Annotated in this window: 20 protein-coding genes; 13 read left to right on the top strand and 7 right to left on the bottom strand. The window is 67.6% G+C overall.

Annotated elements, in window-relative coordinates; translation table 11 throughout:
* Window positions 1–43 precede the first annotated feature (43 nt).
* From AC5Y3P_RS11425 to prfB, 3 genes are read right to left on the bottom strand one after another with little or no spacing between them, the layout of a single operon-like run.
* Window positions 44–526 carry an Rv3103c family proline-rich protein gene (locus AC5Y3P_RS11425; protein WP_500046078.1) on the bottom strand — a complete coding sequence of 161 codons (483 nt, stop codon included), beginning with the start codon at window positions 524–526 and terminating at the stop codon, window positions 44–46.
* Between the two features lie 2 nt (window positions 527–528).
* A complete protein-coding gene (locus tag AC5Y3P_RS11420) occupies window positions 529–1,515 on the bottom strand; it encodes a mechanosensitive ion channel family protein (protein WP_500046009.1) in 987 nt (328 codons plus the stop codon).
* Window positions 1,505–2,620 (bottom strand): peptide chain release factor 2, encoded by a 1,116-nt coding sequence (prfB, locus tag AC5Y3P_RS11415; protein WP_500046008.1) that lies wholly within the window; start codon window positions 2,618–2,620, stop codon window positions 1,505–1,507. The genes AC5Y3P_RS11420 and prfB overlap by 11 nt, the downstream gene beginning before the upstream one ends.
* Window positions 2,621–2,876: 256 nt before the next feature.
* Here prfB and AC5Y3P_RS11410 point away from each other — a divergent pair, with 256 nt between their 5' ends.
* Both AC5Y3P_RS11410 and AC5Y3P_RS11405 read left to right on the top strand, forming a co-directional pair.
* The gene (locus tag AC5Y3P_RS11410) at window positions 2,877–4,283 is read left to right on the top strand and encodes an FAD-dependent oxidoreductase (protein ID WP_500046007.1); all 1,407 of its coding nucleotides are present in this window, start codon (window positions 2,877–2,879) and stop codon (window positions 4,281–4,283) included.
* A gap of 606 nt (window positions 4,284–4,889) precedes the next feature.
* The gene (locus AC5Y3P_RS11405; protein WP_500046006.1) at window positions 4,890–5,261 is read left to right on the top strand and encodes a group I truncated hemoglobin; all 372 of its coding nucleotides are present in this window, start codon (window positions 4,890–4,892) and stop codon (window positions 5,259–5,261) included.
* A 23-nt stretch (window positions 5,262–5,284) separates the two neighbouring features.
* Here the strand turns inward: AC5Y3P_RS11405 and AC5Y3P_RS11400 are convergent, their stop codons facing one another.
* Window positions 5,285–6,235, bottom strand: coding sequence for an alpha/beta hydrolase (locus tag AC5Y3P_RS11400; RefSeq protein WP_500046005.1), 951 nt, complete (start codon window positions 6,233–6,235; stop codon window positions 5,285–5,287).
* Window positions 6,236–6,302: 67 nt separating this feature from the next.
* Window positions 6,303–6,623, bottom strand: coding sequence for a hypothetical protein (locus AC5Y3P_RS11395; RefSeq protein WP_500046004.1), 321 nt, complete (start codon window positions 6,621–6,623; stop codon window positions 6,303–6,305).
* Between the two features lie 22 nt (window positions 6,624–6,645).
* Here AC5Y3P_RS11395 and hisN point away from each other — a divergent pair, with 22 nt between their 5' ends.
* The 3 genes from hisN (at window position 6,646) to AC5Y3P_RS11380 (ending at window position 10,097) form a co-directional block, all read left to right on the top strand.
* A complete protein-coding gene (gene hisN / locus AC5Y3P_RS11390; protein ID WP_500046003.1) occupies window positions 6,646–7,416 on the top strand; it encodes a histidinol-phosphatase in 771 nt (256 codons plus the stop codon).
* Window positions 7,417–7,500: 84 nt separating this feature from the next.
* Window positions 7,501–8,865, top strand: a complete 1,365-nt coding sequence (locus AC5Y3P_RS11385) for an acyl-CoA dehydrogenase family protein (protein ID WP_500046002.1) — start codon at window positions 7,501–7,503, stop codon at window positions 8,863–8,865.
* A gap of 14 nt (window positions 8,866–8,879) precedes the next feature.
* On the top strand, window positions 8,880–10,097 hold the full coding sequence (locus AC5Y3P_RS11380; protein ID WP_500046001.1) for an acyl-CoA dehydrogenase family protein: 1,218 nt from the start codon (window positions 8,880–8,882) through the stop codon (window positions 10,095–10,097).
* A 54-nt stretch (window positions 10,098–10,151) separates the two neighbouring features.
* Here AC5Y3P_RS11380 and AC5Y3P_RS11375 read toward each other — a convergent pair whose 3' ends face one another.
* Together AC5Y3P_RS11375 and AC5Y3P_RS11370 are read right to left on the bottom strand one after the other, a co-directional pair.
* Window positions 10,152–10,712: a TetR/AcrR family transcriptional regulator gene (locus tag AC5Y3P_RS11375; RefSeq protein WP_500046000.1), complete on the bottom strand. Its 561-nt coding sequence runs from the start codon at window positions 10,710–10,712 to the stop codon at window positions 10,152–10,154.
* 41 nt (window positions 10,713–10,753) lie between these two features.
* Complete coding sequence (locus AC5Y3P_RS11370; protein WP_500045999.1) at window positions 10,754–11,389, bottom strand: NAD(P)H-dependent oxidoreductase; 636 nt, start codon at window positions 11,387–11,389, stop codon at window positions 10,754–10,756.
* A 151-nt stretch (window positions 11,390–11,540) separates the two neighbouring features.
* Between AC5Y3P_RS11370 and AC5Y3P_RS11365 the strand changes: the two genes are divergently transcribed.
* From AC5Y3P_RS11365 to AC5Y3P_RS11330, 8 genes are read left to right on the top strand one after another with little or no spacing between them, the layout of a single operon-like run.
* Window positions 11,541–12,644, top strand: a complete 1,104-nt coding sequence (locus tag AC5Y3P_RS11365; protein WP_500045998.1) for a homogentisate 1,2-dioxygenase — start codon at window positions 11,541–11,543, stop codon at window positions 12,642–12,644.
* On the top strand, window positions 12,644–13,852 hold the full coding sequence (locus AC5Y3P_RS11360) for an alpha/beta hydrolase family protein (RefSeq protein WP_500045997.1): 1,209 nt from the start codon (window positions 12,644–12,646) through the stop codon (window positions 13,850–13,852). The genes AC5Y3P_RS11365 and AC5Y3P_RS11360 overlap by 1 nt, the downstream gene beginning before the upstream one ends.
* A complete protein-coding gene (locus AC5Y3P_RS11355; protein WP_500045996.1) occupies window positions 13,842–15,059 on the top strand; it encodes a CaiB/BaiF CoA transferase family protein in 1,218 nt (405 codons plus the stop codon). The genes AC5Y3P_RS11360 and AC5Y3P_RS11355 overlap by 11 nt, the downstream gene beginning before the upstream one ends.
* Entirely contained in the window at window positions 15,059–15,961 is a 903-nt protein-coding gene (locus AC5Y3P_RS11350; RefSeq protein ID WP_500045995.1) for a hydroxymethylglutaryl-CoA lyase, read from the top strand. Before AC5Y3P_RS11355 ends, AC5Y3P_RS11350 begins: the two co-directional genes overlap by 1 nt.
* Before the next feature lie 21 nt (window positions 15,962–15,982).
* Entirely contained in the window at window positions 15,983–16,591 is a 609-nt protein-coding gene (locus AC5Y3P_RS11345) for a TetR/AcrR family transcriptional regulator (RefSeq protein ID WP_500046077.1), read from the top strand.
* Between the two features lie 12 nt (window positions 16,592–16,603).
* Window positions 16,604–17,842 (top strand): acyl-CoA dehydrogenase family protein, encoded by a 1,239-nt coding sequence (locus AC5Y3P_RS11340; protein ID WP_500045994.1) that lies wholly within the window; start codon window positions 16,604–16,606, stop codon window positions 17,840–17,842.
* Window positions 17,839–19,185 carry a phosphotransferase family protein gene (locus AC5Y3P_RS11335; protein ID WP_500045993.1) on the top strand — a complete coding sequence of 449 codons (1,347 nt, stop codon included), beginning with the start codon at window positions 17,839–17,841 and terminating at the stop codon, window positions 19,183–19,185. The genes AC5Y3P_RS11340 and AC5Y3P_RS11335 overlap by 4 nt, the downstream gene beginning before the upstream one ends.
* A gap of 8 nt (window positions 19,186–19,193) precedes the next feature.
* Window positions 19,194–19,580: a nuclear transport factor 2 family protein gene (locus AC5Y3P_RS11330; protein ID WP_500045992.1), complete on the top strand. Its 387-nt coding sequence runs from the start codon at window positions 19,194–19,196 to the stop codon at window positions 19,578–19,580.
* Window positions 19,581–19,733 lie beyond the last annotated feature (153 nt).

Raw genomic sequence — 19,733 nt, 5'->3', positions numbered from 1 at the left:
CGGCACGCCAGTGTAGCCGGGTTCCGGCGCTGCCCGACGAACGCTACGCCGGGGGCGTCGGCTCGAAGCCCGACGGCGGCACCGGCGTCGACGGTGTCTGCGGGATCAGCGGCTCCGGCAGCCCTGGCCACGTGGTCTGGGTGGTCGGCGTGACGCCCGGATCCGACGACTCGGTGGTGGTCGGCTCGACACCGGGGGTCGGCTGCTCGGTGGTGGGCGTGGTGGTCTCGGTCGGCGACTCCGTCGTCGTCGGGGTCGGCTCGGTGGTGGTCGGCTCGGCCGTCGTCGTCGGGACCCGAACCCGGGTGCGCGGCACCCAGGTGTAGGCCGGGTCGGGTACGAAACCGGGCGGGACCACCTGCGTCTCGTCCACCGGCGGCGGGTTGGCGGTCGGCGAGTACGCCGAGTACAGCCACCAGGTCGCCACGAACGCGACGATCAGCACCATCGTCGAGGTGCGCACCCGGCCGAACAGGTAGCCCGGCCAAGCCCGTCGGCCCTCGCCCTCGGTGCGTTTCCCGAACATCTTCACTGGCTCTGCTCCCGGCCCTGGGTTTCGGTCTCGGCGCCGCCGCTGGTGGCCGGATGCACGATCGCCCCGACCATCGGCGTGCTCGTCGCCTTGGTGGCGATCCCGGCGCGGCCGAGCGCGGCGATCACCAGCACCCGCAGCCGTCGACCCACCTCGAACTGCTTACCGGGCAGCGTGCGCGCCACCATGCGCAGGTTCACGGTGTCCAACTCGATGCGTTCGACGCCCATCAACTGCGGGGCGTCCAACAACAGATCCTTCAACATCGGATCGTTGACCGCGGTATCGCACACCTTGTGCAACAGTTCGTTGACCTCGTTGAGGTCGGCGCTGGTCGGGACCGGAACGTCGACGACGGCGCGGGCCCAGTCCTTGCTCAAGTTGACCGTCTTGACGATGTTGCCGTTCGGGATGGTCAGCATCTCGCCCTCCGAGGAGCGCAGCTTGGTCACCCGCAGCGTGACGTCGACGACGGTGCCGTCCGCCGGCACCGTGGAACCCGACAACGTCAGCGACACCAAATCGCCGAAGCCGTATTGCTTTTCGGTGATGATGAAGAACCCCGACAGCAGGTCCTGCACCAGGCGCTGGGCACCGAAACCCAACGCGGCACCGAGCACCGCGGCTGGCGCCACCAGCGAGGCGATCGGCAACGCCAGGATGTCGATCAGCTGGACGAACACCAGCACACACACCAACGCGATGGTCACCCAGGAGATCACCGAGGCGACCGCCTGGCGGTGCTTGGCGGTCTCGGACCGGACCAGCGAGTCACCCTCCTGGAAGTCGGCGTCGATGCGCGCGGTGATCCGTTGGGCGGCCCAGCTCACGAACCGGGCGACCAGTACCGCGGCGATCAGTAGCATCACGATCCGCAGGCCGCGGCTCAGGATCCATTCGCCGATGGTGCCGAGCCAGAAGTCCTGCCACTGCTGGCCCCAGTCCAGGGCCAGGTAGTCGATCGCCGGCTGGCTAGTCGTCATCACGCCGGTTCCGCCAGCGGATACCGGCCTCGATGAAACCGTCGATGTCGCCATCGAGCACCGCGGCGGGGTTGCCCACCTCGTAGTCGGTGCGCAGGTCCTTGACCATCTGGTAGGGCTGCAGCACGTAGGAGCGCATCTGGGTGCCCCACGAGCTGCCGCCGTCGCCCTTGAGCGCGTCCATCTCGGCGCGTTCTTCCTGCCGCTTGCGTTCCAGCAGTTTGGCCTGCAGCACGCGCATCGCCGACACCTTGTTCTGCAGCTGCGACTTCTCGTTCTGGCAGGTCACCACGATGCCGGTGGGGATGTGGGTGAGCCGGACCGCGGAGTCGGTGGTGTTCACCGACTGCCCGCCCGGACCGCTGGAGCGGTACACGTCGACGCGCACGTCCCCTTCCGGGATGTCGATGCTGTCGGTGGTCTCCACCACCGGGAGCACCTCGACGTCGGCGAACGACGTCTGCCGGCGGCTCTGGTTGTCGAACGGGCTGATCCGCACCAGCCGGTGGGTGCCCTGCTCGACCGACAACGTGCCGTAGGCATACGGTGCGTGCACGGCGAACGTCGCGCTCTTGATACCTGCTTCTTCGGCGTAGGAGGTGTCGAACACCTCGACCTTGTAGTCGTGCGACTCGGCCCAGCGGATGTACATCCGCATCAACATCTCGGCCCAGTCCGCGGCGTCCACCCCGCCCGCGCCCGAGCGGATGGTGACGACGGCCTCGCGCTCGTCGTACTCACCGGACAGCAGGGTGCGGACCTCCATCGCGGCGATGTCCTCGCGCAGCTTGGTCAGCTCGGCGTCGGCCTCGGCGACCGCTTCGCCGGCCGCCTCCCCCTCTTCCTCGGCGGCCAGCTCGTAGAGCACCGGCAGGTCGTCGAGCCGTTGCCGCAGCTCTTCGATGCGGCGCAGCTCGCCCTGGGCGTGCGACAGTTCGCTGGTGACCTTCTGGGCGCGGGTCTGGTCGTCCCACAGTTGCGGGTCGGAGGCTTCCTGCTCGAGTTTCTCGATCCGGGCGCGCAGCGCGCCGACGTCGAGCACCCGCTCCACGGTGGTCAAAGTGGTGTCGAGGGCGGTGATGTCGGCTTGACGGTCGAGGTCCACGGATGTCCAGGTTACCGGCAGCTGGCGCGACCGGACTCCGCGCTGGTCTACCGGGGCCGGTTCGGCGCGACTGGCCGCGGTGCGCTGCCGTGACGATTACGATCGTGATCGTAAACACATCACGCATCGCAGGTCACATGAGTAACGCCGGTACAGCCCACCCATCGGCAACGACTCGCGCTGCCTCTCTTGCGTCCGGCCGCCTCCGCGACAGCCCTCTGCGCGCGGTCGGACACCGAAGGAAGGCTCTTCGTTTATGGCCACCGAACCCTTGGATCAGTCCGCCCCTCGCCCGCACTACGTGGCGATCGTCGGTGCCGGTCCATCCGGATACTTCGCGGCGGCCGCGCTGCTGAAGGCCGCCGACGCGGCTGTGCCCAGCGGCGGCCGCGACGTGCGGGTCGACATGCTCGAGATGCTGCCCACCCCGTGGGGTCTGGTGCGCTCCGGGGTGGCCCCCGATCATCCGAAGATCAAGTCGATCAGCGCGCAGTTCGAACGCACGGCGGCCGATCCGCGGTTCCGGTTCTTCGGCAACATCACCATCGGTGAGCAGGTGCAGGCCGGCGAACTCGCCGAACGCTACGACGCGGTGATCTACGCGATCGGCACCCAGTCCGACCGCTCCCTCGGCATCCCGGGTGAAGACCTCGCAGGCAGCCTGGCCGCCGTCGACTTCGTCGGCTGGTACAACGCGCACCCGCACTTCACCGACCTGACACCGGACCTGTCGGGTGGCCGGGCGATCGTGGTGGGCAACGGCAACGTCGCGATCGACGTCGCCCGGATCCTGGTGACCGACCCGGATGTGCTGCAGGCCACCGACATCGCCGACCACGCGTTGGACTCGCTGCGCGGCCGCGGCGTCGAGGAGGTCGTGATCATCGGTCGGCGGGGGCCGTTGCAGGCCACGTTCACCACGCACGAACTGCACGAGCTGGCCGACCTGGAGGGTCTGGCCGACGTCGACATCATCTTGGATCCGGCCGATTTCGCCGACATCACCGACGAGGAGTTGGCCGCCGCCGACAAGACCGTCCGGCAGAACATCAAGGTGCTGCGCAGCTACCTGGACCGCGAGCCGCGACCGGGACACCGGCGCATCGTCTTCCGGTTCCGCACCTCACCGATCGAGATCAAGGGCAGCGACCGGGTCGAGTCGGTGGTGCTCGGGCGCAACGAGCTGGTCGCCGACGACACCGGGCGGGTCGTAGCCAAGGACACCGGTGTGCGCGAGGACCTGCCCGCACAGTTGGTGGTGCGCGCGGTGGGCTACCGCGGCTTGCCCACCCCCGGGCTGCCGTTCGATGAGCGCAGCGGCACCATTCCGAACACCGACGGCCGCGTCGACGGCGGCAACCGCGAGTATGTGGTCGGTTGGATCAAGCGCGGCCCGTCCGGGGTGATCGGCAGCAACAAGAAGGACTCGGCCGACACCGTGGACACGCTGCTGAGCGATCTGGCCGAGACCACGTTGCCGGACGTCGACGCCGATCACGGGGAGCAGCTGGCGCAGTGGCTGGCCGAACGCCAACCGCAGCTGGTGACCAGTGAGCATTGGCAGCTGCTGGACACCCACGAACGTTCAGCCGGCGAACCCGCGGGCCGACCCCGGGTGAAGCTGAGCAAGGTCGAGGACATGCTGCGGGTGACGCACGGTTAGCTGGGTTCTGCTGCTTTCGGGTGAGGCCGTTGAGCCGCTCCGAAGCCGTAGCGCGCCGTCGAAGCCGTCGCGGCTGCCGTCGCGGGCCGTCGCGCTGCCGTTCGCGGGCCGTCGCGGGCCGTCGCGCTGCCGTTCGCGGGCCGTCGGGCTGCCGAGTGAGGAATGACGTAGACCCGCGGCTGCCGAGTGAGGAACCACGTACACCGAAGCCGTCGAGTGAGGAATGCTGTAGCCCACGGCTGCCGAGTGAGGAACCACGCACAGGTCTACTCGCACTTCTTGTACGTGGCTCCTCACTGGACGCTCATGGTGTACCTGAGTCCTCACTCGGCAGAAGAAGTGTGCAAGATTCCTCACTCGAGCCGACAGCACGTACAAGATTCCTCACTCGAGCCGACAGCACGTACAGGATTCCTCACTCGAGCCGACAGCACGTACAGGAAACCGGCAGGACCTGCGGGATTCCTCACTCGACGGCCTTCGGCACCAGATTCCGCACCGGATGACCCGCACCGGACCGGTCGCCGCCGCGAGCGTGAGCACCTGGTAACGCGCCGGGAAAGCGCAGGTCGCTGAACCGTAATTCCCGCCCACGATGCTCTGCGCATGAGCATCTACGACGAAATCGGTGGCGCAGCAGCCGTTTCGGCGGCCGTTGACGAGTTCTACCGGCGCGTGCTGGCCGACCCGGCGTTGTCCGGATACTTCCAGGGAACTGACCTCGGCCGGCTGCACCGCCATCAGCGCTCGTTCATCGCCGCCGCGCTGGGCGGGCCGGCGCCCTACCTCGGTCGCAACATGGCAGCAGCGCACGCCCGACTCGACATCGACCCGAGCGATTTCGACCGCGTCGTCGAGCACCTGGTCGCCACCTTGATCCAGCTCGGCGTGCCTGATCCGACGGTCGCGGCGATCGGGTCCACGCTGGCTCCGCTCAAGGAGCAAATCGCCCCTGGACCGGCGGCCCGCGCCGGCTGAGCAGCGACGAAGCCTGCCCGGGACTACAGCATCTTCAGCCGCTGCTGGCGCAGGGCCATCGCCAGCTTGGACACCTGGGCTTGCGGCGCCAGACCTTCGAAAGCGTGCGGGCAGCCTGGGTAGACGTGCAGTTCGGTAGGCACTCCGGCGTCCAGCAGTCGTCGCGCGAAGTCGATGTCCTCGTCGCGGAAGATGTCGAGCACGCCGACGTCGATGTAGGTCGGTGGCAGGTTGGACAGATCCTGCGCGCGGGCCGGCGCGGCATACGGTGACACCTCGGTGCGATCGGCGCCGAGCAGGGCGTCCCAACCGGTGATGTTGTCGTCGTAGGTCCAGGTGGCGAACTGTGCGATGACCGGGTCCGGGGTCGCCGTACGGTCATCGAGCATCGGGTAGACCAGGATCTGCCGTGCGACGGCGGGTCCGCCGCGGTCCCGGGCCAGCAGTGCCACCCCGGCGGCGAGCCCACCGCCGGCCGACTCCCCCATCACCGCAATGCGATTCTGCTCCACGCCCAATGCCCCGGCCTGTCGGCTCAGCCACCGCAAGGCGGCATAGCAGTCTTCCACCGGTGTCGGGTCGGGATGTTCGGGCGCCACCCGGTAATCCACCACCAGCATCGGCACTCGGCTACCCGACACGTAGGCGCGCACCGCACGCTCGGTGCCCGGGCCCATCTCGGCCAGGCTCAGGATCATTCCGCCGCCGTGCAGGAAAAGAACCCCCGCACCCGTCCCGCCGCCGCGGGGCGTATACCAACGCGCCGGCAGCATGGTGCCGTCGGCAGCGGGCACCTGGTAGTCGAACACGTCGACATCGGTTACCGGTTCGGGCTCGGGCACCGCCGCGAACATCCGGGCGATGTTGACCCGACGGGCCTCGACGTCGCCGACCGTCGGCGGTTCGGTGACATCTGCAGCCCGCAGCATCGGCATCAGCCCGGCAAGAACCTGTTCGTCCATCGAAAGCGCCATGCGCCGAGGGTATTCGAGAACGACGCCGGTGCGGCCCAATGTCCGAAACCCGGCCCGAAACCGGGCGCTACCCCTGCTGAGCGATGGCCCATTTGTCGGGATTCTTAGCCGAATACAGCACCGGATAGAGCTGTCCCATGGTAGGCCAATCGTCGACGTCGACCACCATCTGCTGGTACACCACATGCTCGTTGACGGTGGGCCCGTTGATCACTCCGGTGATGGTGACCCACTGCTCGCCGGTGACGTCGGTCGGACGCGGGCTGACACCGGTGACCAGCAGCGTGCCCTCAGCGGCGTCGTTGCCGGCCGGCTTACGCATCAACCGCGGCCCGATGAGTACCGCCAACGCACCCAGGATCAGCGCCAGTGCCAGAAATTCCCACATTCCGCCATGGTAGGACTCCCCTATGAACGATGACTTGGCTTTGGCTCTGGAGTTGGCCGATCAGGCCGATGCGATCACCATGGACCGGTTCGGTGCATTGGACCTGCGCATCGACACCAAACCCGATCTGACGCCGGTCACCGACGCCGACCAGTCCGCCGAATCCGAACTGCGCGCAGCCCTGGAACGTCGCCGCCCCGACGACGCGATCTTCGGTGAGGAATTCGGCGGCGGCAAGACCACCGAAGGCCGGCAGTGGGTGATCGACCCGATCGACGGCACCAAGAACTTCGTGCGCGGCGTGCCGGTGTGGTGCACATTGTTGGCTCTGCTCGACGACGGCGAACCGGTGGTCGGCGTGGTCAGTGCGCCCGCGCTGGGCCGCCGGTGGTGGGCCGCTCGCGGTGCGGGTGCCTACACCGCGTTCAACGGCGCGGCGCGGCCCATCTCGGTGTCGGCGGTCGCCGACCTGGAGGCCGCCAGCCTGTCCTACTCGGATCTGACCACCGGCTGGGAGCAGCGCCGCGACCGGTTCGTCGCGCTCACCGACCGGGTCTGGCGGGTACGCGCCTACGGCGACTTCTGGTCCTACTGCCTGGTCGCCGAAGGTGCCGTCGACATCGCGGTGGAACCCGAGGTCAAGCTGTGGGACCTGGCGCCGCTGGACATCCTGGTGCGCGAAGCCGGCGGTCGTTTCAGCAGCGTAGACGGGGTTTCAGGCCCACACGGCGGCAGCGCGTTGGCCACCAATGGCCGGTTGCACGAGCAGGTGGTTGCGGCACTGCGGGTGTGAATTGCCTTACAAAGCGGCCGTACCTTACTCTGGAGTAAGATACGGTTAGGCGATCCCACCCACAACCTGTTGAGGTGCTGACAAATGACCAACACCCTGCCGAGCCGCCATGAGAGTGCCGTTGGTTTGCAACGACACAAGCGCACGGCCACCGACATCGGCCTGGCCCTGATCACCCCGATCGTCGGCCAGGACTTCCTGGACAAGTACAACCTGCGCGACCCGCTCAACCGCGGACTGCGCTACGGCGTCAAGACCGCGTTCTCCGCGGCCGGCGCCACCACCCGCCAGTTCAAACGCATCCAAGGCCTGGGCAAGCCGGCCACCCGGCTAAAGCCCAGTGGCGCAGACCATTTCGACCTGACGCCGACCGAGGATCAGCAGCTGATCGTCGAGACGGTCGAGGAGTTCGCCGCCGAGATCCTGCGTCCGGCCGCCCATGACGCCGACGACGCCGCGAGCTATCCGCCGGATCTGATCGCCAAGGCCGCCGAGTTGGGCATCACCGCGGTCAACATCCCCGAGGATTTCGACGGCATCGCCGAACATCGCAGCACCGTCACCAACGCACTGGTCGCCGAGGCGCTGGCTTACGGCGACATGGGCCTGGCGCTGCCGATCCTGGCCCCGGGCGGCGTCGCGTCGGCGCTGACGCACTGGGGCAGCGCCGATCAGCAGGCCACCTACCTGCCCGAATTCGCCGGTGAGAACGTGCCGCAGGCCTGTCTGGCGATCGCCGAACCGCAGCCGCTGTTCGACCCGACCGCGCTGAAGACCACCGCGACCCGCACTCCCAGCGGCTACCGGCTGGACGGCTTCAAATCTCTGGTGCCGGCCGCGGCCGCCGCCGAATTGTTCATCATCGCGGCCCAACTCAACGGCAAGCCGGCGCTGTTCATTGTGGAGGCGTCCACCATGGGCGTCACGGTCAAGGCCGACCCGAGCATGGGCGTCCGCGCCGCAGCACTCGGCCGGGTCGAGTTGACCAACGTGACCGTTCCGCTCAACGCCCGACTCGGTGAGGACGAGGCTTCTGACGCCGACTACTCCGAGGCCATCGCGCTGTCCCGATTGGGTTGGGCCGCACTGGCCGTCGGCACTTCGCATGCGGTGCTGGACTACGTCATCCCCTACGTCAAGGAGCGTGAGGCGTTCGGCGAGCCGATCGCCCACCGCCAGTCGGTGGCGTTCATGTGCGCCAACATCGCCATCGAGCTCGACGGCCTGCGGCTGATCACCTGGCGGGGCGCGGCCCGCGCCGAGCAGGGCCTGCCGTTCGTCCGCGAGGCCGCTCTGGCCCGAAAGTTCGCCGCCGACAAGGGCATGCAGATCGGTCTGGACGGTGTGCAGTTGCTCGGGGGCCACGGCTACACCAAGGAACACCCGGTCGAACGCTGGTACCGCGATCTGCGGGCACTCGGTGTCGCCGAAGGCGTCGTGGTTCTGTAAAGGAAGGTCTTGACATGGCAATCAATCTGGAAATGCCGAAGAAGCTGCAGGCCGTCATGGAGAAGGGTCATCAGGGCGCAGCCGAGATGATCCGGCCGATCAGCCGAAAGTACGACCTGCTCGAGCACGCCTACCCGGTCGAGCTGGAGACCCTGGCCGACCTGTTCGAGGGCATCTCGGAGGCCAAGACGATCAGCTTCGCCGGTGCCGACGCGTTTGCGGATTCGGCCGACGACGGCAAGAAGGCAAACATCAACGGCGGCAACATGTCTGCGTTGCTGAATGCCTTGGAGATCTCCTGGGGTGACATCGCGATGCTGTTGTCGGTGCCGCGTCAGGGCCTGGGCAACGCCGCCATCTCGTCGGTGGCCACCCCCGAGCAGCTCGAGCGCCTCGGCAAGGACGTCTGGGCCGCGATGGCGATCACCGAACCGGGCTTCGGCTCGGACTCGGCCGCGGTCACCACGACCGCGAAGCTGGACGGCGACGAGTACGTGATCAACGGCGAGAAGATCTTCGTCACCGCCGGTTCGCGGGCCAGCCACATCGTGGTGTGGGCCACGCTGGACAAGACCAAGGGCCGCGCCGCGATCAAGTCGTTCATCGTGCCGCGCGAGCACCCCGGAGTGATCGTCGAACGGCTCGAGCACAAGCTGGGCATCAAGGCCTCCGACACCGCGGTGATCCGCTTCGACAACGCCCGGATCCCCAAGGAGAACCTGCTCGGCGACCCAGAGATCCACGTGGAGAAGGGTTTTGCCGGGGTCATGGAGACCTTCGACAACACCCGGCCGATCGTCGCCGCGATGGCCGTCGGCGTGGCCCGGGCCGCGCTCGAGGAGCTGCGCAAGATCCTCACCGACGCCGGGATCGAGATCTCCTACGACAAGCCACCGCACGCCCAGAGCGCGCCGGCCGCCGAGTTCCTGCGGATGGAAGCCGACTGGGAGGCCGGCTATCTGCTGACCGTGCGTTCGGCGTGGCAGGCCGACAACCGGATCCCGAACTCCAAGGAAGCCTCGATGGGCAAGGCCAAGGCCGCCCGGGTGGCCAGCGACATCACCCTCAAGGCCGTCGAGATGGCCGGCACCACCGGCTATTCCGAAGAGACCCTGCTGGAGAAGTGGGCCCGCGACTCGAAGATCCTGGACATCTTCGAGGGCACCCAGCAGATTCAGCAACTGGTGGTCGCCCGCCGCCTGCTGGGTCTGTCGTCCACCGAACTCAAGTAGCCGTTGCGATTTCGGTGCGTTTGGGTGCGATCAGCGCCCCCAAACGCACCGAAATCACCGGACCATGAACTCCAGGAAGTTGGTTCGCTGAGCCACAGTGAGCGGATGGGTCTTGGTGCCCGCGATCTGCAGGAAGCCGATCCCAGCCGCAAACGTGGTGTGCGCGCGCAGATCCGCTTCCTCCGGCGGGAAGCCGAGATCGAGGAAAGCCTGCCGCACGATCCGCACCACCCGACGATCAGCGGAGTCGACACTGGTCGCGACGTTCTGGTCGGTACGGGCCCATTCCCGCATGGCCCGTTCGAGTTTCCAGTGCCGCGGATCGAGCAGCGCGTCGATCATCATCTCCAGTCGTTGCACCGGCGGATGGTCCCGGATCTGCTGGTACACCTTGTGCTCGTCGCCGCGGTGCTCGGCCCACGATTCCACCAGGGCCGACCGGTAGCCGGCCATGTCGGTGAAATGCCAGTAGAAGCTGCCCTTGGTGACGCCCAACCGCGCACAGAGCCGATCGATCTTGAGCGCAGTGAGGCCGTCCTCGGCGAGGATGCCGTAGCCGGCCTGCAGCCAATCGTCCACCGAGAGCCGATTGCTCGCGGACTCGCGAGGTGCCATCTACCTCTCCTACATCGCCTAGGTCACCGGCGAACGCCAGCCTACGGCGCGGCCGTTGCCCGCCCGGCACGTCGGGCCTTCTCGAGTGCTTCATCGCGCATCTGCGCCCGCTCCTGCGGGGTCCAACGCGTGGTCGGTTCGATCACCAGGGTCTGCGTCCGGTAGCCCAGCATGCCGAAGACGTACTCAAGGTAGGGCTGTTGAAAGTCCTGCAATTCGGGATGTCGCCCGTCGTAGGCGCTGCTGCGGGTCAGGATCAGCTGCAACGGCTTGCCCTCCCCCAAGGTGCCGACGTGTACGCCGTCGGCGTTGACGGTGAAGCTGGCCAGCGGTTGCACGATGATGTCGATCCAGGCCTTCAGCGCATGCGGCACGTGCCAGTTCCACATCGGCGAGGACACCACCACCCGGTCGAAGCCGCGCACCCGCTCGATCTCGGCCAGCACCTGATCCCACACCTGCTGCTGGGCATCGGTGACCGGTTCACCGAACAGGGGCGCGAACTTCGCGATCGCGGCGTCGCGGCCGAACCGCAGCACGTCGTCGTCCCACACCGAGAACCGCTCGACGGCGCCGAAATGTTCCGGCGCTGCCATCAGGAATTCCTCGGCGGCAGCCGAAGACAACGAGAGCTCACCTTTCGGGCTGCCCTCGACCCACAGCGTCCGAAGCGTCATGTCCGCAAATTACCATACCTTCAGGTATGGATTTCGGTGCGTTTACGGGCGCTCACCGCACCCCAGCGCACCGAAATCGCGAGGTGCTTGACGCGCTCGCATAGATGAAAGTAAAGTCAGTTTTACTTCCGCTGACAGTAGGAGCAGCTCCATGGAATCCTTCGTCCACCTGCGTAAAGGTGTCACCCCCAAGCGCGTGCACGCCGACCTCGACGGCCTCAAAGACGACGAACTCGGCCGTGGCGGCTTCGTCGGGCGCACCGCCAACATGTACCGCCGCAACGACCCGACCGCCTACCGCACGGTCGGTCCGCTGCGGCCCACCGACGTGCTGAGCACCGAACTCAAACCCAGCGACGCCACCGACGCGCACGGCAGCCCCCTGCTGATGTTCTCCAACGAGGACTGCCTGGTGCTGCTGTCCCGGCGCAGCGAGGAGATGCCGTTCTTCGTCCGCTACGTCGACGGCGACCTGCTGTCCTTCGTGCACCGCGGCAGCGGGGTGCTCGAGACCGAGTTCGGCCCGCTGAACTACCGCGAAGGCGACTGGGTCTACCTGCCCAAGGCCTGCACCTGGCGCCAGGTCCCGGCTGAGGAGACCACGCTGCTGATGATCCAGGCCACCGACGACTTCCGGGTGCCGCCGGCCGGCACCCTGGGCCGGCACTTCCCGTTCGACCCCGCCCAGGTCACCATCCCCGACCCCGCTCCGATCGACGACGGCCAAGGGCCGGTGGTCGACGGCGAATACGAGGTTCGGTTGATGCACACCGGCGGTCCCACTTCGCTGTTCTACCAACATCATCCGCTCGACGTCGAAGGCTGGCGCGGGGACAACTTCCCGTTCACGTTCAACATCGAGGACTACACCGTCATCACCTCCGAGAGTGTGCACCTGCCGCCGACCGTGCATCTGTTCATGCAGGCCACCGGTGTGTACGTGATGAACTTCCTGCCCAAGCCGGCCGAGACGGTGCCCGGCACCGAGCGCACCCCGTGGTATCACCGCAACGTCGACTTCGACGAGATCGCGTTCTTCCACGGCGGTTCGCTCTACGGCATCCCGATGCCGCCCGGCCTGGTATCGCACGCACCGCAGGGCGTGCACCACGGCGCACCGGAGAAGGCCCGGGAACGCGCCCGCCGCAAGTTCGATGAGTACGACCGGGTCGACTGGTCGGTGATCGCGATCGACACCCGCCGCCGACTCATCCCGTCAGAAGAAATCCTCGCCAACGATTTGGGACAGCACTGATGACCGCAGCACCACAAGCACCCGTCAAGCACGACTACGAACGGATCCCCTATCTGGTTGCCTACCAGAACAATTCGGGAGTCCGCGACGTCTACGGCGGGGTCGCCGAGCTGGTGGTGTTGGAGAGCTACCTGCTCAAGCCCAAGGACAAGCCATCCGACACCGTGCTGGTGTTCATGCACCCGATCGGCGGCGGCGCCTACCTGCCGATGACCAACGCGCTGGCTCGCGCCGGCCACCACGTCATCTACTGCAACAGCCGATTCCGCGGCACCGATTCGGCGCTGCTGATGGAGAAGGTCGTCGAGGACCTCGGCGAATGCATCAAGGACGCCAAGAACCGGCTGGGTTACTCGAAGGTGGTGCTGGCCGGCTGGAGCGGCGGCGGCTCGCTGTCGGTGTTCTACCAGCAGCAGGCCCAGAACCCGACGGTGACCGCGAGCCCGTCCGGCGACGGGCCGGATCTGACCAAGCTGGGCCTGATCCCGGCCGACGGCATCATGCTGCTGGCCGCGCACATCAGCCGGCACGGCACCATGACCGAGTGGCTGGACGCGTCGATTCTCGATGAGACCGACCCCACCAAACGGGACCCCGAGCTGGATCTGTACAACCCGGACAACCCGAATCAGCCGCCATACACCCAGGAGTTCCTGGACCGTTACCGCGACGCCCAGATCGCCCGCAACCGTCGGATCACCAAGTGGGTCAAGGACAAACTGGCCGAACTCAAAGCTGCCGGTCGCCCCGACGACGAGTTCGCGTTCGTGGTGCACGGCACCATGGCCGACCCGCGCTGGCTGGATCCGGCCGTCGACCCCAACGAACGCAAGCCCGGCACCTGTTACCTGGGTGACCCGCAGGTGGTGAACATGAGCCCGGTCGGGCTGGCCCGGTTCTGCACGCTGCGCAGCTGGCTGTCGCAGTGGAGTTACGACGACGCCAACGGCGACGCGGTCAAGGCCGGCCCCGACATCGCGATCCCGGCCTTGGTGATCGGCAACATGGCCGACGACGCCTGCACCCCCAGCCACACCCGCCGACTGTTCGAGGCGATCGGGCACGCGGATAAGGAGATGCACGAGATCGCGGGCGCCAACCACTATTACGCCGGACCGGACCAGCGCGACACGCTGCGCGAGGCGGTCGCCATCTGCACCGACTGGTTGGCTCGGCACGGCTTCTACGGGAGTCAAGGTGAGCGCTGAGGAGGCGGTCACCGGACCGCTGCACGGGATCCGGGTCATCGAGGTCGGGACGCTGATCTCCGGGCCGTTCGCCGGGCGCTTGCTCGGCGACATGGGTGCCGAGGTGATCAAGATCGAGCCGCCGGGCGCGCCGGACCCGCTGCGCACCTGGGGGCAGGCCGAACTCGACGGCAAGCACTTCTTCTGGACCGTGCATGCCCGCAACAAGAAGGCCGTCACGCTCAATCTGCGCGAAGCGCAGGGTCGCGAGTTGTTCCTCGACCTGGTCGAGCACTCCGACATCATCGTGGAGAACTTCCGTCCGGGCACGCTGGAGAAGTGGAACCTCGGCTACGACGTGCTGCGCGAACGCAATCGCGGCATCATCTTGGTCCGGGTCTCCGGGTACGGGCAGACCGGCCCGGAGGCGCACAAGGCCGGCTACGCCTCGGTCGCCGAAGCCGCCAGCGGTTTGCGACACATGAACGGGTTCCCGGGCGGGCCGCCGCCCCGGCTGGCGCTGTCACTCGGTGACAGCCTGGCCGGCATGTTCGCCGCCCAGGGCGCACTGGCCGCGCTGTACCGGCGCACCGTCACCGGCGAAGGTCAAATCGTCGACGCGGCCTTGACCGAATCCTGTTTGGCCATCCAGGAATCCACCATCCCCGACTACGACATCGGTGGAGTGGTGCGCGGACCGTCGGGCACCCGGCTGGAAGGCATTGCGCCGTCGAACATCTACCGCAGCGCCGACGGCAGCTGGGTCGTGATCGCCGCCAACCAGGACACCGTGTTCCGCCGGCTGTGCGCAGCCATGGACCAACCCGAGCTGGCCACCGACGACCGGTTCGTCGACCACGTCGCGCGCGGCCGCAACCAGGACGAGCTGGACAAGATCATCGGCGACTGGGCCGCGCAGCGCGCACCCGACGAAATCATCAGCACGCTCAGCGAAGCCGGGGTGATCTCCGGGCCGATCAACACCGTCGCCGAGGTGGTCAAGGACCCGCAGCTGCAGGCGCGCGGCATGATCGCCGACCACTTCGATGAGCGGATCGGCCGAAACGTCAAGGGCCCGGGTGTGGTTCCGGTGCTTTCCGAATCCCCCGGCACCATCCGCTTCGCCGGCTCGGCACGCCCGGGCCAACACAACACCGAGGTGTACCAGGAGTTGCTCGGACGCAGCGCCGAGGAACTGGAAACCCTGCACGCCGAGGGGGTGCTGTGATGGAACTGCCCAACCACGTCACGATCCGCGAGGTCTGTCTGCGCGACGGCCTGCAACTCGAGGACCCACTGCCGCTGGCGGCCAAGGTGGAGTTGCTGGAAGCCATCGTGGCGACCGGCGTGCGGGAGGTGGAGGCCACTGCGTTCGTGTCACCGTCGAAGGTGCCCGCGCTGGCCGACGCCGCCGAGCTGGCCGCCGAACTCGCACGCTTCGACACCGTCGAGTTCTCCGCGCTGGTCGCCAGTCCCAACGGCGCCAAGCGGGCGCTGGCCGCCGGGCTGACCTCGATCGAATACGTGGTGTCGGCTTCGGATTCGCACAGCCGGGCCAACGTGGGCCGCGACACCGCCGAGGCCACCGCCGCGATCGCCGACGTCACCCGCATCGCCCATGACAGTGGCGCCAGTGTCGAGGTGATCGTCGCGATCGCCTGGGACTGCCCGTTCGAAGGGCCGACCCCGCAGGCGCGCACCCTCGAGGTGGTGACCGCCGCCGCCGAACTCGGCGTGGACCGGATCGCGTTGGCCGACACCATCGGCACCGCCACCCCGCGGCGAGTGAGTTCGCTGATCGCCGCGACCCGGCCGCTGATCGGTGACATTCCACTGGGTGCGCACTTCCACAACACCCGCGGCGCCGGATTGGCCTGCGCGTACGCCGCGGTGCAGTCCGGTGTGACCCGGCTGGATGCCTCGGTCGGCGGACTGGGCGGGTGCCCGTTCGCGCCGGGCGCCACCGGCAACATCGCCACCGAGGACCTGGCGTATCTGTTGCGCGACAGTGACATCGGCGTCGACGTCGACATCGCCAAGACCATCGAGGCCGCCGCCGTCGCCCAACGGCTGGTCGGCCACGAACTGCCCAGCGCGCTGCTGCGCGCCGGGGACCGGATCCTCGGCTAGGCGGCCGGAGCCGTGCCGGAGGTGAACGCGCCGCTGTCGGCCAAGGGCCGGCAGACCCGCGATGCGCTCGAGCAGGCCGCGCGCAAGCTCTTCGCGGAGAGAGGGTTTCACGGCACCACGCTGGCCGACATCACCTCGGCGGCCGGCAAGTCCGCGGCGGTGTTCTACCGCTACTTCGACGACAAGGAAGACCTGCTGGCCAACCTGGCCGAATCGTTCCTGCACGACGTGCTCGCCGGACTGCCGGTGCCACTGCCGGACTCACCGCAGGACAGCGACTTCTTCACCACCATGGTCACCGGCTACTGGAACATCTTCAAGCAGAACCTCGGGATCATGATCGCCGTCGCGCAGCTCGGTGCCACCCAACCCCGGTTCGCCGAGGTGCAGAACGAGTTTCGTCGGTTCGGCATGGACATCGTGCGGGCCTCGGCACTACGCGCCCAGGAACAGGGGTTCAGCCAGGACCTGGACCCGGACCACGTCGCACTGGCAATCGCGATGCTGTTCGAAAGCTTCACCACCGTCTATCTTCGCGCTGACGCCGCGAAACTGGGCGTGCACACCACCGACGAAGACGCGGTACGAACTTTGGCCACCATCTGGAAGACGACGCTGTACGGACATTAGGAGCTGATCATCGTGGATTTCGCGCTACCCGAACATCTTCCGGGCCTGCTGGCCGAGATGGACGCATTCATCGAGGCCGAGATCAAGCCGCTGGAACGCGAGAACATGCAGTACTTCGACCGGCGCCGGGAGTTCGCCCGCACCGACCTGGACAACGGCGGCATCCCCCGGCGCGAGTGGGAGGATCTGCTCGACGAGATGCGTCGGCGCGCCGATGCCGCGGGTTGGCTGCGCTACGGCCTGCCCAGTGAGTTCGGCGGCCGCGACGGCTCCAACCTGGACATGGCGGTGATCCGGGAACATTTGGCGCACAAGGGTCTTGGTCTGCACAATGACCTGCAGGACGAGTCCTCGATCGTCGGCAACTTCCCGCAGGTGATCATGATGAGCCGGTTCGGTACCGAGGCCCAGAAGGCCGAATGGATCGAGGCGATGCTCACCGGGCAGCGGTCGATGGCGTTCGGGCTGACCGAGCCCGACCACGGCAGCGACGCCACCTGGATGGAGACCCGCGCGGTGCTCGACGGCGACCACTGGGTGATCAACGGCACCAAACGCTGGAACACCGGTGTGCACCGCGCCACCCACGACCTGATCTTCGCGCGCACCTCCGGTGAAGACGGTCAGGCCGTCGGCATCACCGCCTTCCTGGTGCCTACCGACACCCCGGGTTTCGAGGTCCCCTACTACTGGTGGACCTTCAACATGCCCAGCGACCACGGCGAGGTGACCCTCACCGATGTGCGGGTGCCCGCCGACGCGGTACTCGGCGAGGTGGACCACGGACTCGAGGTCGGCCAGACATTCCTGCACGAGAACCGGATTCGGCAGGCCGCCTCCAGTTTGGGTGCCGCGCAGTATTGCATCGACCGCGCCGCCGACTACGCCGGGCAGCGGATCGTGTTCGGCAAGCCGCTGTCGGCGAACCAGGCAGTGCAGTGGCCATTGGCCGAACTGCAGACCGAAGCCCAGATGGTGCGGCTGCTCGTCTATTACGCGGCCTGGCATCTGGACCGCGACCACCACATGGAGGTCTCGGACAAGGTGTCGATGGCCAACTACCGGGCCAACCGACTGGTCTGTGAGGCCGCCGACCGGGCCATGCAGATCCACGGCGGCATCGGCTACAGCCGGCACGAGCCGTTCGAGCACATCTACCGGCACCACCGCCGCTACCGGATCACCGAGGGCGCCGAGGAAATCCAGATCCGCCGAGTGGCCCAGCGGATGCTCAAGTTCGGGCGCAAATGAGCGACGACACAACCGAACTCAGCGCGGCCCTGACCACGGTGCTGCGCCCGGTCCTGGGTGCGGACGTGCAGGTCAGTGACCTGACTCGGCTGACCGGCGGAGCCAGTCGGACCACGTGGGCATTCACCGCCGGCACCGCCGACGGTGCGCGCCGGCTGATTCTGCGCACCGGACCGCCCGACGAGGTGCACGCCGGCATGGAGTTGGAGGCCCGGGTGCAGACGCTGGCCGCCGCCCAGGGTGCCCCGGTCCCGCAGATCCTGACCGCCTCGAATACCACTGAGCCGCTGGGTAATCCGTATCTGATCTGTGCCGAGATCTCCGGTGAGACCATCGTCCGGCGGATCTACCGCGGCCTCGACGACGGCGGCCGCGCCGATCTGCTGCGGCAATGCGCGGCGGCGCTGGCGCTGATCCACCGCGCCGATCCCGCGCAAGCCGGCCTGCAACCCGTCGATCCGGTGGCGCAGTGGCGTGCCGAACTCGACGCCATGGGCGATACCACGGCCACCTTCGAGTGGGCGTTCCGCTGGCTCGACCGGCACCCGCCGCCCACCCGGCCCGCCACCTTGGTGCACGGTGACTTCCGGATGGGCAACCTGATCATCGACGGCGCCCGCCTGGCCGCGGTGCTGGACTGGGAGTTGGTGCACGCCGGGGACCCGCGCGAAGACCTGGCCTGGTTTTGCATCCGGGCCTGGCGCTTCGGTGCGCCCAAGACCCAAGACGCCGGCGGGCTGGGCAGCATCGCGGACTTCCTGGACGCCTATGCGCAGGCCGGTGGCGAGCACGTCGATGCCGACGAGTTCCGGTGGTGGCTGGTGCTGGCCACGCTGCGCTGGGGCGTGATCTGTCGCTTCCAAGCCGAGCGGCACCTGTCCGGGCAGAGCCCGTCGGTGGAACTGGCCACGATCGGGCGGCGGGTCTGCGAAACCGAGTGGGACCTGCTCAACCTGCTGGATGCCCCGCCGGTACCGGACCCCGGCGGATCGCCGGCCGCTCCGGCTCCGACGTGGCACGGTCGTCCGACGGCGGCCGAACTGGTCGACGCCGTCGCCGACTTCCTGGACGCCGACGTGCGGGGCGCGACCGAGGGTCAGGTCAACTTCCATGCGCGGGTCGCCGCCAACGCCCTGCGCATGGTGGTGCGCGAGCTGCAGGACGACGGCGGCGTGCAGGTCACCGCGGCCCTCGCCGAGCTGGGCTTTTCCGATGAGGCCGGGCTGGCCGGGGCGATCCGCGCCGGCGCGCTCGATGACCGGGCCCAGGACGCGCTCCGGTGTCTGCGCACGGTGGTAAGCCATAGGTTGAGCGCAGCCCATCCGGGCTACCACGACGAATAGGACCGGGTATGTCCGTCACCGACGAACCGGCCATCCGCGACGTCGCCGACACGCTGTTTCGCGCCATCGAGCACGGCGACGTCGCGATGGTCGAAGAGATCTGGGACGACGACATCGCGGTGTGGCACTCCGGCGATGCCGCCGACAATGACTATCAGCGGGCCTACCGGGTGATCTGCTGGTTCATCAACCGAACCGCCAAGCGCCGCTATCAGATTCTGGATCGGCAGGTGTTCGAGTCCGGATTCGTCCAGCAACACGTTCTGCATGCCACCGGAACCAACGGCAACACGATCGCGATGCGGGTGTGCATCGTGGTCAAGCTCGCGGAAAACGGATTGATCAGCCGCATCGACGAGTACTTCGACCCCAAGGACATGGCGCCGCTGCTCTGAGCAGACCCATCCCGGCCCGGGCCCCGATCCGCTGAACGGTCAAACGCGCACCCTGGTCGGCACCGGCTGACCGCCGTCCACCACTGCTAACCAGGACGAATGAAACGTCACCGTCGAACGGACTGGACCGCTGAGCCGACGCGATCGTGCAGG

The organism is Mycobacterium sp. NGS45, assembly GCF_059812645.1.
The sequence above is the reverse complement of the archived record's forward strand: the minus strand, read 5'-3'. Positions and strand labels throughout refer to the sequence as shown.

Coding starts and splice junctions, on each gene's coding strand:
- AC5Y3P_RS11350 (WP_500045995.1), top strand. CDS start 15,059: ATGGAACTGCCCAACCACGTCACGATCCGCGAGGTCTGTCTGCGCGAC.
- AC5Y3P_RS11410 (WP_500046007.1), top strand. CDS start 2,877: ATGGCCACCGAACCCTTGGATCAGTCCGCCCCTCGCCCGCACTACGTG.
- AC5Y3P_RS11395 (WP_500046004.1), bottom strand. CDS start 6,623: ATGTGGGAATTTCTGGCACTGGCGCTGATCCTGGGTGCGTTGGCGGTA.
- AC5Y3P_RS11420 (WP_500046009.1), bottom strand. CDS start 1,515: ATGACGACTAGCCAGCCGGCGATCGACTACCTGGCCCTGGACTGGGGC.
- AC5Y3P_RS11405 (WP_500046006.1), top strand. CDS start 4,890: ATGAGCATCTACGACGAAATCGGTGGCGCAGCAGCCGTTTCGGCGGCC.
- AC5Y3P_RS11425 (WP_500046078.1), bottom strand. CDS start 526: ATGTTCGGGAAACGCACCGAGGGCGAGGGCCGACGGGCTTGGCCGGGC.
- AC5Y3P_RS11335 (WP_500045993.1), top strand. CDS start 17,839: ATGAGCGACGACACAACCGAACTCAGCGCGGCCCTGACCACGGTGCTG.
- AC5Y3P_RS11385 (WP_500046002.1), top strand. CDS start 7,501: ATGACCAACACCCTGCCGAGCCGCCATGAGAGTGCCGTTGGTTTGCAA.
- AC5Y3P_RS11365 (WP_500045998.1), top strand. CDS start 11,541: ATGGAATCCTTCGTCCACCTGCGTAAAGGTGTCACCCCCAAGCGCGTG.
- AC5Y3P_RS11380 (WP_500046001.1), top strand. CDS start 8,880: ATGGCAATCAATCTGGAAATGCCGAAGAAGCTGCAGGCCGTCATGGAG.
- AC5Y3P_RS11400 (WP_500046005.1), bottom strand. CDS start 6,235: ATGGCGCTTTCGATGGACGAACAGGTTCTTGCCGGGCTGATGCCGATG.
- AC5Y3P_RS11330 (WP_500045992.1), top strand. CDS start 19,194: ATGTCCGTCACCGACGAACCGGCCATCCGCGACGTCGCCGACACGCTG.
- AC5Y3P_RS11375 (WP_500046000.1), bottom strand. CDS start 10,712: ATGGCACCTCGCGAGTCCGCGAGCAATCGGCTCTCGGTGGACGATTGG.
- hisN (WP_500046003.1), top strand. CDS start 6,646: ATGAACGATGACTTGGCTTTGGCTCTGGAGTTGGCCGATCAGGCCGAT.
- AC5Y3P_RS11360 (WP_500045997.1), top strand. CDS start 12,644: ATGACCGCAGCACCACAAGCACCCGTCAAGCACGACTACGAACGGATC.
- AC5Y3P_RS11370 (WP_500045999.1), bottom strand. CDS start 11,389: ATGACGCTTCGGACGCTGTGGGTCGAGGGCAGCCCGAAAGGTGAGCTC.